Raw genomic sequence first — 16,166 nt, 5'->3', positions numbered from 1 at the left:
AGTTTGAAGAATCCATTCTTTTAGGTCGAAAGTATTTGAGAAGGGAAAAGAGAATTGTCATGTTGATTATAAATAATTTCTAACTTTGGTCCGTTTTAGAAATGGATCGAAGTGTTATATGATGTACCATGCAAATGAATGGAACAAAAAAGGAGAAAAGTGAAGCTGGAAGCGATCCCCTTTTCATATATTTTATGCTTGCACCAAGACCAAACAAAAGGAGTATTTTCCCAAAAATGAAACAAGAAAAATCCACATCTAGATTTATTTTTTATGATGCGAAAGGGAGAAGAAGAGTATTTTTTAATTGGTTCGTATGTTTAACAATAATCATTTTGGTTATTGTTTTTTATGTGCGCCCGGCATGTACATGAACTATAGGGTGTAAGTCCCGAACCCCGAAGACAGAAGTAGAGGTTAGCCAAGAGCAAGGGTGTCCGTGGTGACGCGGAATCTGAAGGAAGCTGGAGGCAAAACACCGGTCCGAGGAACACGAACCTCATATAAGGCTAGGTATGATTGAGTGAGTTTGCATAACAAAACAAAGCTCTTTCTGTCGAAGGTCATATCGAGTAAATGAGGCGGATAGATGGTGTGAAAGTGCATGTACTTACCCGGGGAGGTCTGGCGGATATGTGAAGTACTCTTCATAACCTACTTAGTGATAAGTAGCTGAACCGTCAGAAGTCAGCAGAGGTCATAGTATTAGTTGGTCTAGAACAACTAAGAAGGACCGAACAATTAAGAGAGAATAGCCCTTGGTATTCAGTGAGTCATGATGAACACAGAAAACGTAGTACCTCACTTGAGGGAGGAAGCGGTGAATCCCGTGGGAGACCTCTTGGAGGGTGGAGTGACCACTGGCATAAAGAGAACAGCTATTCACGGAAGTTATAAAGACTTGCGTCAATTATCTTAATTGAACCGCCGTATACGGAACCGTACGTACGGTGGTGTGAGAGGACGGGAGTTAATCGCTCCCTCCTACTCGATTAGTTGTGGTACGGTTCCATAAAGTTGGTAATAACGAATATTGTTTCATTTTAGAGTAAATCGTTTCCAGGAACGTATCACATCGTCATGACTCATAAAGTTTCTTGAATATAAATTTTTAAGGAAATACAATAAATTTAACGAGTCTAAATTTTGCACATGGGGGCGGGGAAAGTGAAATGGCAAGAAGTACGTGAAATTTATCCTGATCAATACGTTTTATTGTCAGTTTTAGATGCCCATGTAGTTGGAAATAAAAAGATTGTCGATGATGTCGCGTTGATTCGTCCAATCAAGGATTCACAAGAAGCAACGAAGGAATTATTAAAATCAAATAAAAATACCATTATTTATCACACAAAGAATGATGAGCTTTTTATTGAACTAAGACAACCATCTGTATTTAGAGGATTCAACAGATGAAGTTGCGGTATGAACGTTTTGACGACATGAATCAATATGAGGACTTCATTCAAAAGAAGCCCTCAACAATTGGCACGTTCATTTATGTTTTATTCCTCTTATTATGAAAGCTTTCAGAAATGATTATCCCTTCGGTTTGTAAATTCGGCTTCATTTACGAGCTCCTCTTCTAACACGTTTTTCATATAAACTACTTCATTTCTGGAATTAGCTGCAATTTTAAAAATTGATATCATACGATCTACTTTTAATTGATTTTGCCATCCTCTAACGCTACTAAGACACCCTTTTTTCAAAAGCTTTAGCTTGTTTTCGATAATAGTGGTCCACGATGTGTCCGTATGTGGAGGCGAGGATTTGCTGGAAGAGCATGCCGATCACAACGGGAACGGCGGCTTTTGCCGGGAAGTAAGAAACTGCGACGACAGCGCCGGCGCTGATGTTGCGCATGCCTCCAAGGAATGTGATCGCGACCACTGTGTCTTTTTTCAGTTTGAACATCCGGCCGATAATAAAGGACAGGTAGTAGCCGCTAAAAGCGATCAAAAATACAGCCGCCGCAATTTCGACCAGTTTCCAATCGATATGGCGCAAATACGGAGCAATCACCGAACTGTTGATTAAAACGACGATTCCTAAAAAGATTTTCGAAAACGGGGCCAAGCGAGGGGCGAGCACTTCCTTGGCTTTTCCTTTTGAAATTTGGTTGGCCAGCATGCCGATCAGCGACGGAATGACGATCATTCCGATCAATCCACTCATAATATCCATCGTGTTCATTTCCACTTTGGCTCCGATGAAGAAGGAAACCGTATAAGGAACGATTAACGGCGAGAGGAACGTGTCGATCAAAATCACCGAAAGAGTAAGAGGAATATTTCCTTTATAAATGGAAACCCATATAAAGCTTGTGATGCCGGTTGGAATGGCCATCGCCAAAGTGAGACCCGTGATTGTGTAAAGATCTCCATGAAAAGCAAGATGGCCAAAAGCCCATGCGCCAAGCGGCATGAAAATATGGAGGATGGCCAAAGTTAAAAAAATGGGCAGCGGGTGCAGAACGGCCTCTTTAAACGATCGAAAATTCGAACTCAAACTGCCGGCAAAGGTCATAAATGCAAAAAGCCACGGAACTAAAAAAGCAAAGGAATGCAAAGAATGGGCGAATAATACGCCAAGGATCACGCTGACCGGCGTGATAATCGGCATTCTTTTTTCCAGCTGTGCATTGAACTGTTGTAACATGATTTTCGCCTCTGTCATCCAAAATATCTGTTTCTTTATGAAAACGGATATTTCCATTTTATCGAAAAGACCGAAAAGAAAAAAGTTTAGATACTTCCTGTTCTTCTTTTTGGCTATGACGATAACGGTTCAACGACTATATCCTTATTGTATCCTTGTGGGAAAAAAGAGTGCTTTTGAAGCTTAAGAAGTTCAGAGATAATGGAAGAGATAGGTACGAAATGAAGATGAGATTGGTTGGAAGAAGCAATAAACAAAACAGGCCGGCTTGTTAAGCCGGCCTGTGAGGTGGTTATAGTCTTATGAAAAGCCAATCAAGATTATCCGGAGATTTTTTTGCTTTCCACGGGGGCGATGGTGATGCCGGTGGATTCCTCAAAATTATAAAGATTGCTCGGAATGTCTGCAAATCGTTCTAAATCGTTGTAAGCCGGGATTCCATGGTAAGCCATGTCCAGCCCTTCGTCTTCTTCTCGTTCTTCGACGCGGAAGCCCACTGTTTTCTCGGCTACTTTCGCAATGACTGTGCCGCTGATTAGGCCCCAGGTGATGACCACGATGGATCCCAGCAGTTGAACGCCTAAAAGGGAGAAGTGCCCGGTGGTCAACAGCCCTTGTGTGGAATCGAACAGGCCCACTGCGATCGTCCCGAACACGCCGCTGCATCCGTGGACAGCCACTGCGCCGACCGGATCGTCAATTTTTAAATGGTCAATGAAAAGTGTAGCATAAATGACGATGATTCCGCTCGCAGCTCCGATGATAATCGCGCTCCACTCCGAGACATACGCGCAGCCCGCTGTGATGGCGACTAAACCCGATAAAACGCCGTTGATCGTTAAACTTGGATCTGCTTTTCCGTATTTTCCAATGGTAAAGAGAAGGGCGGAAGTGCCGGCGCTTGCCCCGGCCAGCATCGTGTTTAATGCAATCGATGCAAGATGAGTGTTGGAGGCGTCTAATGTGCTTCCGGCGTTAAAGCCGAACCAGCCAAACCATAAAATGAATGCACCGCACGAAGCTAACGGAATATTGCTTGGAGCAAACACGTTGACGCTGCCGTCGGAGTTAAATCTGCCTTTACGCGGTCCCAGCCATTTGGCCATCGCCAACGCAGCAAATCCGCCGACCGCGTGAATGGCCGCTGATCCGGCAAAATCCTTCATTCCCATCTTGGCCAGCCAGCCTTCGCTGTTAAAAATCCAGTGCCCGGAAAGAGGGTAGATGATGCCCGCAATCAGAGCGGCTGTTAACACATAAGCTTTAAAACTCATTCGTTCCGCTACAGCTCCTGAAATAATGGAAATGCAGGCTACCGCAAATCCCATTTGAAACAAAATATAAGCTGCGCTCGGTAAATGGAGAGTAAGGTGAATGTTTTCAGGGCTGCCAAAAAGACTGGTGCCGATCAACCCGAAAGCGTCTTTCCCAAACATAATGCCGAAGCCGATGATCCAAAAGGCCAGAGCGCCAACCGTTAAATCAACAAAAATCTTCATCGTGACATTCACCGCGTTTTTCGTGCGAACGAAACCGGATTCCAGCAAACTGAATCCGCCTTCCATGAACATCACCATCGCCGCTGCGAGACAAACCCAAACGGTATTGATATAGGTTAGTTGCATCGATCTCATCCTCCTTGATTGGCTAAATCATCAATGCTCCAATCGGATGTACCGGTCCGAATATTATAAGCTTCCAAAATCGGGTAGACGTAAATCTTCCCATCGCCGTCTTCTCCTGTCTGAGCGCACTGAATAATCGTTTGAACGGTCGGTTGCACCATGTAATCCGATAGAACAATTTCTAATTTCACTTTAGGATGGAGCGTCACTTTATAATTTTTTCCCCGATACACCCCTTGAGTATCTTTTTGTTTGCCCCTGCCGACTACTTGAGAAACCGTAAAACCTGTAATCCCTATATTTTTTAATCCTTTAATCGTCTCGGTTACTTTTTCCGGTCGAATAATGGCTTCGATCTTTTTCATTTCATTGCACCCGCTTCATGTTAGATTTTCTAACATTAATTTGATATTAATTATAACAATATTTTTGCTTCTGTCAACGACCAATGATTTGTAAAACGAGAAAAAAGCGAACTTGCCAGCCTGTCCTAGCCGGAAAGTCCGCTTTTTCATCGGAATAGATGAACATTTTGGCGAATTCTTTTTCGCTTTTTCGCGTTTATCGTTTTTTAGACGGACGGTTTAGTCCATTAAAACGGAGGTGATGAAAGATATTTGGATTTTTAGCAACATTATAAAAATTTAGTTTATAAAGCCGATAAAAATGAAGGATGAGTAGAATGGGCACTTTATGATTGAGCTTATTCAAGAAGGATAGGAACAACGCCGCCAATCCAATCCGTTCATAATGAAAGAATCTTTGTTATAGGAATCGCTGAAGTTGAAGGGGGATAGATGGTTTATCATGTTGAAGTAAAAGGCCATAGTGGTGTTTCTGTTCAATATCGTAATTCAAAAAGATTCTTGGAAGAGATGGCTGTTTTTATGAACCTTTCTCATCGATAAAAAAGGAAGTGAGAATCATGTTTAGTAGATTAAACCAAGAACAGATTGCCAATTTTCATTTTAATTGTCAGCTTTTGTTGCTTCGTTCTCTTTATGGATATAAAGGACATGTAATAGAGGAAAAAAATAATTGGGTGATGTTAGATGGCAAAGGTTTTCGTGATATGATGGAGAATGCAACGGAACCCATTCATCCAGAGAATGTGATCCATATGTCAGCAGACGAAGAACGCCGACTTCGCAGCAATGGAAACAGCGAACTTCTGATTCAAGCGTTAAAAAGAGCTGGCGAATTAGGAATACTAGATCCAAATGGTCATCAAAAATCACCTGTCGCCCAACGAATCAATCAAAGTTTGGGATATAAAGCCTACGGATGATATTCAAGAAAAATGAAAAAAGGACGTTCCATTTAGTCAACAATGAACGTCTTCTTTTTTGGGCTTTCGTTGAATATACCAACACCCGTTACGACATCTATGATTTTGCTTTGGAAGTTTTGCTTCAAAAGATATTCAGATAAAAGAAAAATTCCTCAAATGACCGATTGCTCCACTAACCATCAGTGGGGTGACAGAAAAACCCCACTGATGGAAGTTGCACCGTATTTAAGTGCTGCTGTTTTTTAAATTAGACAAGACATTGATGGCAAAAAGGATAACTGCAATGACCACGAGAATGAGTCCTACCAACGCTGCAGGTTCGGCTGACGGATATCCTGACTGCAAATAAGCGAGAGCAATTATCAACACTAGAAAACCAATGTTATAAAGCCAAAAATGTGTTTTTCCTAGAGCTGTGGTGCCGAGTTGAGGAAATTGATGATAAATCAGTCCGGCTAAGCCTAAAGATGTCCAGCCGAGCAAAAGAATGGATGTGTACACGTCGCTTAGGATGTATGAATGGGATAACGAAATATATAATCCTAATAAAATGCCAATGACAAAATAAACAACCGCGATTTTAATAAATCGGATTCCCATGTTGTTCACCTCCTTTTTCCTTTACCATATTATGTTGTTTGTTCGAAAAGATGAGTTGGAGGATGACAAAAAATGGTTGTTTTTGAGAAATAGGTAAAAAGCCTTCGTTTTAGCGAAAAAAGGAAAAATGTGGAAAATACGTATATAGGCGGAACAGAAAATGGACGTACATACATTTTGGCTTGGGAATCCAAAATAACGGCGGGCCTTGTTAGAGGAAAGGGAAAACAACATGAGCCGGCCTGTTTTTTTCAACTGATTTAAGCGGACAAAAAAAGGATGCTGATCACCTACTTATCAGCATCATCCAAGTTCCTCATTTGGACGGAATCAAAATGTGCTTTCCAACGGCGTTTTCGGGTCAACCAAGTTTTCCATGTTCCCATATGCAAATGTAAGTGCCGTTTCGTTAGTCCATCACCAATCCGCCGTCGACAACTAAGTTTTGGCCCGTGACGGCGCGGCTCCACGGCGCGGCTCCACGGCGCGGCTCCACGGCGAGGCGAAAAAGAGGACGGCGTCTGCCAGTTCTTCCGGAGAAGTCACACGTCTTAACGGAGTGGTTGCTTCAATTAGTTTAAATACTTCATCCGAAGTGGCTCGGCTGGCATCGGTTGTCTTAAGCAATCCGCCGCTCACCATATTGACGGTGATGTTATATGGGCCTAATTCCTGTGCCATGTTTCTCGTCAACGCAAGCAATGCCGCCTTGGCTGTTATATAGTCATGATAGGAAACGACGGGATTTTGAAAAAGATTGGTTCCGATGGTGATGATTCGGCCGAATTTGGAGGCTTTCATTTTTTCTAAACCGGCTTGAATGATGTTCAGCGCTCCGCGTACGCTCCCTTCCAACTGCTTTTGAACATCTTCCCATTCAATCGCAAAGGCGTCTTTTTTGTTATCGGAATCAAATTGGAAATCAATCAGTGCATTATGAATAATGGTCGTGACCGATTTTCCGAAATGCTCTTCTGCTTTTCGAAACAGGTTTTCCATATCTTCTTTGCTGCGAACGTCTCCTTGCAGCGCCAATGCACGATGTCCGAGTTCTTCCGCCAATTTTTCAGCTTTTTCTTTGCTTTGGTAATAATTGATGATGACTTGTGCTCCTTCTCGGACAAAAGAACGGGCTATTGCCGCGCCAAGACCTCTGCTTCCGCCGGTTACTAATACGAGCTGCTCATTGATCTTCATTTGTTCTTCCTCCTCTTGGCAAAAATTTTTTGAAAGGTTCTTTCATTTATGATTATGGACCTTTTCAATCTGTATGGCAGGACTGCCGTTCAAGCAAAATAAAAACTGCTTTCCTGAGAAAGGAAAGCAGTGCATGAACGAACGGATTTGCTTCCCTCTGACGATGCAAGCTGGTTCAGTATCAAGATTTGAAGTCTTCTTTATGCGGCCATTCCATTACTTCCGTTAAAAGTGGCAAATAACACTATGACCGAATCAGCTAATAAATGAGGAATCTGACAACTGTGAAAACAAGGACGGTCTCGTTATGCTCCTTTTAGATGGGAAGCTCCTTCAAAAAAAGTTTGCAAAATTTTGATATTAGCGGATTCGTTTTTGCGAAGGGCGTCTTGAAAGTTTGGATCGAAATACTGATCGGGCGAGAATTTCGCTTCTCCGCATATGTCCATTCCGTATACGTTTTTATATTGCAGCAGTTCCTCTATATAATGGAGCAATGAAGCGAGAGACATTTGTCCTTGATCCCAGTTGGTGATGGCGTCTGTTTTCTTGAGCACATCTTTATCGATGCTGATATAAACGGTGTTTGTTGGTATGTTGGAAAGAATCATCTTGGAAGAAACTCTGTGGCTGTTGTATGGAAAAATGGTCGCATTAGGTAAAGAAGAATCCTGATTCTTAAGAGAGGTTGGTCCAATGATCGCGGCTTTTTTCAGCATGGGAATGTTCTTTAGGGCATAGGATACCCATGATCCGCAAGAAAGCAATGTGTCTGATTCGTCGGAACGGCCGATGTCAGGATGGTGATCGAATAAGACAAGCGTAAAGGGCTCTTTGATTTTTTTTAACAAAGAGGATGTGACATAATGGTAGTTTCCGCTTCCGATCAGCGTTATCCCTTTTTTTCGTCTTTCGGCAAGACGTTGTTCGATTTTGGTTAAAGAATCTTGTTCGCAGTATAAGTTCACGTGTTGGAGATCGTAGAAGTCAATGTTTTCGTGAGGAAAAAGCTGAAGTTTTGACTGCAGTTTGTATGTTTCATCAAAATGTAAAACCGTCATACCCTTATTCACTAAACCCATTGTTTTCATCTCCCTTTGGTTGAATCATAGGTTTTGAGAATGAAGCGACATTCGGTTTTCTATTCTATTACTATAGCACAAAACTTACAGCGAATGAAAAAAGGACTCCTCCTTTATAAGGGGCTTGGAGGAGACCACGTGCTTATTTTCTTTTCGTTAAGTTTTCTTCTGCCAATTCAATCAATCTTTTCACCATATTTCCGCCGATCTTTCCTCCGATTTTTCCGGCTTGTTCAGATGTCAGATCGCCGTTATACCCTTTTTTTAACGGAACGCCCGCTTCTTTTGCCGCTTCAAATTTGGCATCTTGGGGACGAGAAGTGCCGGCGATATTCGCTTTCAGCTGATCGAGCGCTTTTCTGGCACCGGGTACAAGAGGTCTGTTGTTTCTTGCCATGATCGCATTCCTCCTTTCGTTGATAGTGTGTCCGATTCGAAAAAATTTTTGCTTCATAAATGGGAAAGTTTATACTTGAAGGGAGAAAGGCGTTCGGGAAGGGGAAATGATGAATGGCTGACATCCGGTTTGAACACGTTTCTAAAGTGTATCACGGCGGCATAGAGGCGGTAAGGGATTTTTCATTACATATTTCAGATCAAGAGTTTCTCGTGATTGTAGGTCCGTCTGGAAGCGGAAAATCAACGGTGTTGCGAATGGCTGCGGGGCTTGAAGAGATTACAAAAGGGAATTTATATTTAGACGGAAAATTAATCAACAACATTCCACCGAAAGACCGTGACTTGGCCATGGTGTTTCAACATTACGCTTTGTACCCCCATATGACCGTTTACGGAAATATGGCTTTCAGTTTAAAGCTGCAAAAACTCCCTAAATCAGAGATCGATAAGCGGGTGCGATGGGCGGCAGATGTGCTGGGGTTAAAAGGAAAACTGGATCGGAAGCCGAGGGAGTTGTCGGGAGGCGAGCGGCAGCGGGTAGCGCTGGGAAGGGCCATCGTTCGTCATCCGCAGGCGTTTTTATTCGATGAGCCGCTATCCAATTTAGATGCGATGCTCCGGGTTCAAATGCGAAATGAAATTAAAAAGCTTCATCAACAACTAAAAACGACTTCTATTTATGTAACGCATGATCAGGTAGAGGCCATGACGTTGGGGACAAGGCTGGTTGTCATGAAAGAGGGGGAAATTCAGCAGGTGGGAACACCGCAAGAAGTGTATGAAAATCCGGCTAATCAATTTGTCGGCGAATTTATCGGTTCCCCCGCGATGAATTTTTTCGTTGGAAGGTTGGAAAATGGTTTCTTTCAGATCGGCGACCTGTTTTTTAAGCTGCCGGAACAGAAAGCATCGTTTTTGAAAGCACGCGGGTATGATCGGCAAACGGTCCTTCTAGGCATTCGCCCGGAGCACATTATCGCGTTTTCTGAGGGGATGACAGATTCTGCAACCGTGACGGCGAAAATTCAATTAGTCGAGTTTATGGGCGCCGAAACCATTTTGTCTTTTCTCGTCGGAGGTCAACCATGTTTAGCCAAAGTGCCTTCCGATAAAGGATGGAAAGCGGGAGAACAGGCGGCGTTTCGTTTTCAATTGGAAAAATCCTGCTTTTTTGATGTGAAAACGAAATGGCGGATCGATAAAGCCGGCTCCTAAGCAGGAACCGACTTTTTGTTCGACGTTGATCTATCCTGCTTTCAAAAAGGGATCATTTTTCTTCGGACAAAACCTCGTCGATGACTTGATCAAGCTTTTTATATAATTGGTAAAAGGTCATCAATTCCGCGTTGGAAAAATGAGAAAAAAAGGTGCCCATCAGTTGACTGAAAGATACACTGACAGTTTCCACCAGCTCTTCGCCGGCTTTCGTCAATTGCATCATGACTACTCGTCGATCTGTGTCGGAGTGGCACCTTTCGACAAGCCCGCGTTCAATTAATCGATCAATGATCACAGTAATGGCGCTTGGTTTCACATTCATCATGTCCGCTAATTGAGTCGCTCGGGCAGGACCTTCGCGCTTCAACATTTTCATGATATGATACTGGGGCCCGGTAATCCCGAATGGCTGCATTTTTTTTTCTATCAATGGGCGCAGTTTTTTACTAATAGAAACCATAATCATTTCCATTTTATCTAAAAACTCTTTTTCGTATTGGAGCATCTTCATTCGTCCTCTCATATCCCTGCTGATATTTTACCTAATTAAATATTAAACAATTTAAAAGGTGTTGTCAAACTTTCACAAGACAAATAAAAAGTAGGATGATTTGGCCAGAAGGTACTACTTTTATTTTTTTATTCTCATAAATGCGCTTTTATTGGGAGATCAGACGCATTTTTCTCGTTTCGAAAAGAGCAAGAATCCAAGAAAAAAAATTGTGACAAAATGGTTGACATTGTGAACTTGTCTGTAATAATATTTAAATCGCTTAAATTTTTATTTAGGAAAGGAGTGAGCCGAGTGCCATCAACATGACCTGATTCATTCCATCGCCGAGGAGTAGGCATGATTGGATCGCTGTCATCCATCCATAAAAAATCAAGTGCTCACTTCAATAAGAATACTTGAACCGTTCACCATCGGTCGTTTCCATTCCGTATGGTTGACGAAATTTCAAAAGCGGCGACCTTTTATATGCAGACAATGGAAAAAAGGTTAACCATCCGTTTCAGTTCTTTAGCATGGTTTATGGCTAAAAAAGGGATTGTGAACTAATCCACAAATAGGAAGTTGGGAGATTGCTAGTTCTTTCGGAAATTTGTTTCGAAAGAATGGCTATGGGCGAAGAAATAAGCCTCTTGCGACTGGAATTGTTTTCGAACGGTTTGATTGAAACGGCGGATCCTGGGTGGAGGATTTTCAATCATTCAGGATTTTTAAAAACCAGTATCGCCAAAGAAGAAATGCGGTTATTCAAAGGGGTGGCGATAAGGTGTCTTGAGCAAAAAAATGACCTTTCACAGGAATTTTTTTGTTCTAAGGGATGGAAATGACTCATTTATACTGGGTTCGCTTCATGGAGGTTTTTTGTGAAAAACTTCCGGTTTCTATTTATGTTAAATGCATAGAGTAAGTATAAATAGATGAAAGGAGAAAAAGAGAATGTCAAGAGGACGTTTAGTTCTATTGAATTTAGTAGGGATCATTGTCGTGATCTTGTTGTTGGCAGGAGGAGCTTATTATTACTATCAAACCACGAACTACTTGAAAACTGATGATGCAAAAGTATCAGCGGATATGGTTCCGGTTGTGGCGACAGCTTCCGGCAAATTAGTGGACTGGACCGGAGAAGAAGGAGATAAAGTTTTGAAGGACGATTTGCTTGGAAAAATTTCTGACGGCAAAACGACGATTCCGGTAACATCTCCTGAAAAAGGGACCATTATTAAAAATCAAGTGCAAAAAAATCAAATTGTTCAAGCGGGACAAACGTTGGCTCAAACAGCTGACTTGAGTCACCTCTACATTGTGGCCAATATTAAAGAAACCGATCTTAAGGACATTGAAAAAGGAGATAAAGTAACCATAACGGTTGATGGCGATCCGGATACGACATTTGATGGCAAAGTAGAAGAAATCGGATATGCAACGAACTCTGTTTTCTCCTTATTACCTGAACAAAATTCCAGCGGAAACTACACAAAAGTTACACAAAAAGTTCCGGTGAAAATTTCGATCAAAGATCCATCGGATAAAGTTCTGCCTGGCATGAACGCAGAAGTGAAAATTTCTAAATAATCGTCATGAATTCAATCGGAAAGGAGGCAGTCGAGAATGGCTTCTGAATCAGCTGATACAACGAACCGAGGAATCTGGCAGCATATCCCGTTATTGGCGGTCCTCATGCTGGGGCTGTTTTTGGCCATCTTGAATCAGACGCTTCTAAGCGTTGCCATGCCCCATATGATGACGGATTTTGGGGTTGGAGCTACGACGATCCAATGGCTGTCTACAGGATTCATGCTAGTCAACGGAGCGTTGATTCCGTTATCAGCCTTTTTAATCGAACGTTTCGGCACCCGGATTTTGTTTTTAGTGGCCATGGTATTTTTTACGTTGGGGACTTTTATATGCGGAATTGCCCCTAATTTTTCCACCATGTTAATCGGTCGTTTAATTCAAGCGATTGGCGGCGGAGTGATGCAGCCTCTCGTTATGACGATCATTATGTTTGTTTTCCCTCCGGAAATGCGCGGAAGAGGAATGGGGATTTTCGGTTTGGCGATGATGTTTGCGCCTGCCATCGGCCCTACTTTATCAGGATGGGTGATTGAAAACTATTCTTGGCGTATTATGTTTTACGCCATGGTGCCGCTGGGAATTTTAATCATTCTGATTTCCTTCTTTACCTTGCGAAACATTGTGGAGCCGAAAAAAATCAAACTCGATTATTTGGGAGCTTTATTGTCTTTAATAGGCGTGGCTTCGCTATTATATGGAGTCAGTGAAGCGGGAACAGACGGATGGACGGATCCTGTTGTCCTCACAACGATTGTCATTGGTTTGATAGGCATTGTAGCCTTTGTCATTCAACAATTAACATCGAAAAAACCAATTCTTGATTTTCGTGTCTTTAAATACGACATGTTTTCGTTATCCAATGTGATTAGCGCGATCATCACAGTGGCCATGTTTGCAGGCATTTTCTTGCTGCCGATTTATTTGCAAAATTTGCGGGGATTTACACCGCTTCAGGCCGGATTGTTAATGCTTCCGGGTGCACTTGTTATGATGGTGATGTCGCCCGTCTCAGGTATGCTGTTTGATAAAGTAGGACCCCGGCCGCTTGCAGCAGTTGGCTTAATTGTCACGATCTTGACAACCTATGAATTTACTCGCTTATCCATCCATACTTCTTATGAACATATTTTAGGCCTTTACATGATTCGTTCTTTTGGAATGTCGTTATTAATGATGCCGATTATGACAGCCGGAATGAATCAATTGCCTAGACATTTGAACAGCCATGGAACGGCGATGACGAATACGCTTCGCCAAATATCCGGTGCGTTAGGAACCAGTTTAATTACCACTATCTATTCCAACAGAACCAATTTCCATTATGCGAACTTGGCGGATGGCATGAGCACAGCTGATCCAACGTTTATGCAGTCGTTTCAAGCTTTTGTCCATTCGATGGCGGGGGCGACGCATTTGCCGGTGGAAATGGCTCAGCAACTTTCTGTTTTTTCGCTTTACAGCCAAATCTTGCTGAAAGCCAATGTGAATGGAATTAATGATGCCTTTTATTGGGCAACCGGGTTATGTATCGTCGGGCTCATCCTAAGTCTATTTTTGCGCGATGTCCGAAAAGACAAAGTACGCGATAAAGCGGCAAAAAGAAAGCGGAATGTTCCAATGCTTCCTTCTCCTTCTGAGCGGCCGAAGGAAGTGTAAGCTTAAGTTTCAAAGAACAGGAGGGTAGATCCTATGAAAATTTATGTGGTGTATGACAGCGAAGGCGGGCATACCAAAACTCTCGCTGAAGCCATTGCGGAGGGTGCGAAGAAAGTGCCCGGAGCGGAAGTCCTCATCGATCATGTGAAGGATGCCGATATTTATAAACTTCCGGAAATGGATGCCATTATTTGGGGAGGACCGGGACATTTTGGCACGGTCAGTTCAGGCTTGAAAACTTGGATTGACCGTCTCGGCTACCTTTGGGCGGAAGGAAAGCTGGTGAATAAAGTTGGAGCCGTTTTTTGCACGACTGCTACGATTCACGGCGGTGTTGAATCCACCATGCTGAATTTGATCACCCCCATGCTTCACCATGGAATGATTGTCGTCGGCTTGCCGGGTAATATTCCTGAAAATGCTTTTTACGGTTCGTATTATGGCGTGGGAATCAGCTGTCCGCCTGACTCCCCTGAACCGATTGACAACAATGGGTTGGAATTGGGAAGGGCCCTTGGTGAGCGGGTGGCTCGGGTGGCCAAGAAAATGGCAGAGGAAGAATAGGGGGATGACCGGATGCTGACAACGATTATTTGTATCATCCTTTCGATTTTGGTACTCACCGGTTTAGTGACCGTCAATACCCGTGCCGTCACTAAGGAACCATCAGGCCGATCGGAGGAAGAACATACTCAACGTCAAGAAGAGGAAGAGTCCGGAACAGATCGGCCGCCGCTCTCCCAATCTGACGATCATGTCCGGCATCACGAGGATGAAGATCTTCAATCGATCATGGCGGATGACGAGTATCGGCAAGTGCTGAAAAACTTTTGGAAGCAAGTTTCGAAAGACGCCGACCATTCAGATGAGGAAAATCCTTCAAAAGTGGAAGATCCCATAAAAGATGATCAATATCGGGAAGCTTTGCGTTTGATGAATAAAGATCAAGATGACCAATAAAAACCATCAGCAGAAACTTGCTTTTCTGCTGATGGTCCTTTTTTTGCCGTTTCACCAATGTGTTTGGCAGGGATGCTTGTCTCAGTAAGTTTAATAGCAAAAGGATCGTTTCCGTAAAGGATAAAAAACTTATCCATATTTTTCTGAATCGGAAAATGATAGTAAATTTTGCGTGAAAAGCAGCAAAAACGGCATTCCTTCATGTTTCATCCTGGAATAAGGAAAAAACAGGCGGAATAGAAGATATTGTATCTTTTTCTTGAAACGTATGAAACAACACTCGAAACCACCTATGCAATTGGTGTATAATTCAAAAGCAGATAAGTGCGTCATCTTCATATATGATTTAGTGGTTTTATGAAAAATTCCGTCTCCACACCTTGAATGGATGTTTTAAAAGTGTTGTGAATCATTTTGTGTCGGAAAGAGAGTGGAACTTCATGGGACGTAAATGGAATAATATAAAAGATAAAAAAGCTGCGAAAGATGCGAATATGAGTCGTATTTATGCGAAATTTGGACGTGAAATTTATGTAGCGGCCCGGCAAGGAGAACCGGATCCGGAAGCCAACCGTGCGTTAAAAGTGGTACTGGAACGTGCGAAAACGTATAATGTGCCTAAAGCGATTATTGAACGTGCGATTGAAAAAGCGAAGGGCGGTTCCGATGAAAACTACGATGAACTTCGTTATGAAGGATTCGGACCAAATGGATCGATGGTGATCGTGGACGCACTGACGAATAATGTGAATCGTACGGCGTCAGAAGTGCGTGCAGCGTTTGGAAAGAATGGCGGTAATTTAGGTGTGAGCGGATCCGTAGCTTATATGTTTGATGCCACGGCGGTTATTGGAGTCGAAGGGAAAACAGCGGATGAAGTGCTGGAATTATTATTAGAAGCAGATGTGGACGTACGGGACGTATTTGAAGAAGATGACACGGTTATCGTATATGCTGACCCTGATCAATTTCATGCCGTTCAAGAAGCATTCAAGAATGTGGGAATAACGGAATTTAAAGTGGCGGAATTAACGATGATTCCACAAAATTACGTTACCCTTTCAGAAGAAGATCAAGCCAAATTTGAAAAAATGATTGACGCATTAGAAGATTTAGAAGATGTTCAGCAAGTGTACCACAATGTGGATTTAGGGGAATAACTTCCGGGGATTTGACCCAAAAGAACGATCCAGCAACAACAAAGGTTGCTGGGTTTTTTTATGCTTTAAAAATGTACTAAAGGGAATAAATAGGATTTTTTCTCGAAGGATGGAGAGTAGACCAATCGAGGCATAAAGGGCGAGTGTTCTCAGCAGGATGTAATCAACGCTCTTTTTTTGTAAATAAGGGATAAATTTTCTTCCGTTTTTTGCGCATATTAAGGAATGCAT

16 protein-coding genes and 1 pseudogene are annotated in these 16,166 nt (G+C 42.5%); 9 read left to right on the top strand and 8 right to left on the bottom strand.

The annotated features are described in order from the left end of the window. Window positions 1-1,167: 1,167 nt before the first annotated feature. Window positions 1,168-1,416 carry a hypothetical protein gene (locus tag NST81_RS14830; protein WP_341030136.1) on the top strand — a complete coding sequence of 83 codons (249 nt, stop codon included), beginning with the start codon at window positions 1,168-1,170 and terminating at the stop codon, window positions 1,414-1,416. 276 nt (window positions 1,417-1,692) lie between these two features. Here the strand turns inward: NST81_RS14830 and NST81_RS14825 are convergent, their stop codons facing one another. From NST81_RS14825 to NST81_RS14815, 3 genes are all read right to left on the bottom strand, one after another. After that, window positions 1,693-2,661, bottom strand: coding sequence for a bile acid:sodium symporter family protein (locus tag NST81_RS14825; RefSeq protein ID WP_341030135.1), 969 nt, complete (start codon window positions 2,659-2,661; stop codon window positions 1,693-1,695). Between the two features lie 320 nt (window positions 2,662-2,981). Next, the gene (locus NST81_RS14820; protein WP_341030134.1) at window positions 2,982-4,286 is read right to left on the bottom strand and encodes an ammonium transporter; all 1,305 of its coding nucleotides are present in this window, start codon (window positions 4,284-4,286) and stop codon (window positions 2,982-2,984) included. Between the two features lie 5 nt (window positions 4,287-4,291). Then, entirely contained in the window at window positions 4,292-4,651 is a 360-nt protein-coding gene (locus NST81_RS14815; protein WP_048624023.1) for a P-II family nitrogen regulator, read from the bottom strand. Between the two features lie 560 nt (window positions 4,652-5,211). Here NST81_RS14815 and NST81_RS14810 point away from each other — a divergent pair. Then, window positions 5,212-5,574 (top strand): hypothetical protein, encoded by a 363-nt coding sequence (locus tag NST81_RS14810; RefSeq protein WP_328202828.1) that lies wholly within the window; start codon window positions 5,212-5,214, stop codon window positions 5,572-5,574. Between the two features lie 228 nt (window positions 5,575-5,802). Here the strand turns inward: NST81_RS14810 and NST81_RS14805 are convergent, their stop codons facing one another. The 4 genes and pseudogenes from NST81_RS14805 to NST81_RS14790 all read right to left on the bottom strand — a co-directional run bounded on the left by NST81_RS14805 (window position 5,803) and on the right by NST81_RS14790 (window position 8,853). Next, window positions 5,803-6,177: a hypothetical protein gene (locus tag NST81_RS14805; protein WP_048624021.1), complete on the bottom strand. Its 375-nt coding sequence runs from the start codon at window positions 6,175-6,177 to the stop codon at window positions 5,803-5,805. A gap of 409 nt (window positions 6,178-6,586) precedes the next feature. Further along, a pseudogene (locus tag NST81_RS14800) lies at window positions 6,587-7,374 on the bottom strand (3-oxoacyl-ACP reductase). Between the two features lie 305 nt (window positions 7,375-7,679). Next, window positions 7,680-8,456, bottom strand: coding sequence for an arginase family protein (locus NST81_RS14795; protein WP_341030133.1), 777 nt, complete (start codon window positions 8,454-8,456; stop codon window positions 7,680-7,682). Window positions 8,457-8,598: 142 nt separating this feature from the next. Then, on the bottom strand, window positions 8,599-8,853 hold the full coding sequence (locus NST81_RS14790; RefSeq protein WP_048624017.1) for an alpha/beta-type small acid-soluble spore protein: 255 nt from the start codon (window positions 8,851-8,853) through the stop codon (window positions 8,599-8,601). A gap of 113 nt (window positions 8,854-8,966) precedes the next feature. Between NST81_RS14790 and NST81_RS14785 the strand changes: the two genes are divergently transcribed. After that, window positions 8,967-10,070, top strand: a complete 1,104-nt coding sequence (locus NST81_RS14785; protein ID WP_341030132.1) for an ABC transporter ATP-binding protein — start codon at window positions 8,967-8,969, stop codon at window positions 10,068-10,070. A 52-nt stretch (window positions 10,071-10,122) separates the two neighbouring features. Here the strand turns inward: NST81_RS14785 and NST81_RS14780 are convergent, their stop codons facing one another. After that, window positions 10,123-10,578 carry a MarR family winged helix-turn-helix transcriptional regulator gene (locus tag NST81_RS14780; RefSeq protein ID WP_003352630.1) on the bottom strand — a complete coding sequence of 152 codons (456 nt, stop codon included), beginning with the start codon at window positions 10,576-10,578 and terminating at the stop codon, window positions 10,123-10,125. 617 nt (window positions 10,579-11,195) lie between these two features. Between NST81_RS14780 and NST81_RS14775 the strand changes: the two genes are divergently transcribed. The 6 genes from NST81_RS14775 (at window position 11,196) to NST81_RS14750 (ending at window position 15,935) form a co-directional block, all read left to right on the top strand. Then, complete coding sequence (locus tag NST81_RS14775) at window positions 11,196-11,411, top strand: hypothetical protein (protein ID WP_341030131.1); 216 nt, start codon at window positions 11,196-11,198, stop codon at window positions 11,409-11,411. 109 nt (window positions 11,412-11,520) lie between these two features. Beyond that, window positions 11,521-12,156, top strand: a complete 636-nt coding sequence (locus NST81_RS14770) for an HlyD family efflux transporter periplasmic adaptor subunit (RefSeq protein ID WP_048624013.1) — start codon at window positions 11,521-11,523, stop codon at window positions 12,154-12,156. A gap of 36 nt (window positions 12,157-12,192) precedes the next feature. Then, the gene (locus NST81_RS14765; protein ID WP_341030130.1) at window positions 12,193-13,815 is read left to right on the top strand and encodes a DHA2 family efflux MFS transporter permease subunit; all 1,623 of its coding nucleotides are present in this window, start codon (window positions 12,193-12,195) and stop codon (window positions 13,813-13,815) included. Window positions 13,816-13,848: 33 nt separating this feature from the next. Next, window positions 13,849-14,379, top strand: a complete 531-nt coding sequence (locus NST81_RS14760; RefSeq protein ID WP_048624011.1) for an NAD(P)H-dependent oxidoreductase — start codon at window positions 13,849-13,851, stop codon at window positions 14,377-14,379. Between the two features lie 12 nt (window positions 14,380-14,391). Then, complete coding sequence (locus NST81_RS14755) at window positions 14,392-14,775, top strand: hypothetical protein (RefSeq protein ID WP_341030129.1); 384 nt, start codon at window positions 14,392-14,394, stop codon at window positions 14,773-14,775. A gap of 440 nt (window positions 14,776-15,215) precedes the next feature. After that, a complete protein-coding gene (locus NST81_RS14750; RefSeq protein ID WP_327796510.1) occupies window positions 15,216-15,935 on the top strand; it encodes a YebC/PmpR family DNA-binding transcriptional regulator in 720 nt (239 codons plus the stop codon). The last annotated feature ends 231 nt before the right edge of the window (window positions 15,936-16,166 follow it).

Source organism: Bacillus sp. FSL W8-0223 (assembly GCF_038006805.1).
Lineage (GTDB): Bacteria > Bacillota > Bacilli > Bacillales > DSM-4216 > Bacillus_O > Bacillus_O smithii.
This window is presented reverse-complemented; position numbering and strand designations above follow the sequence as displayed.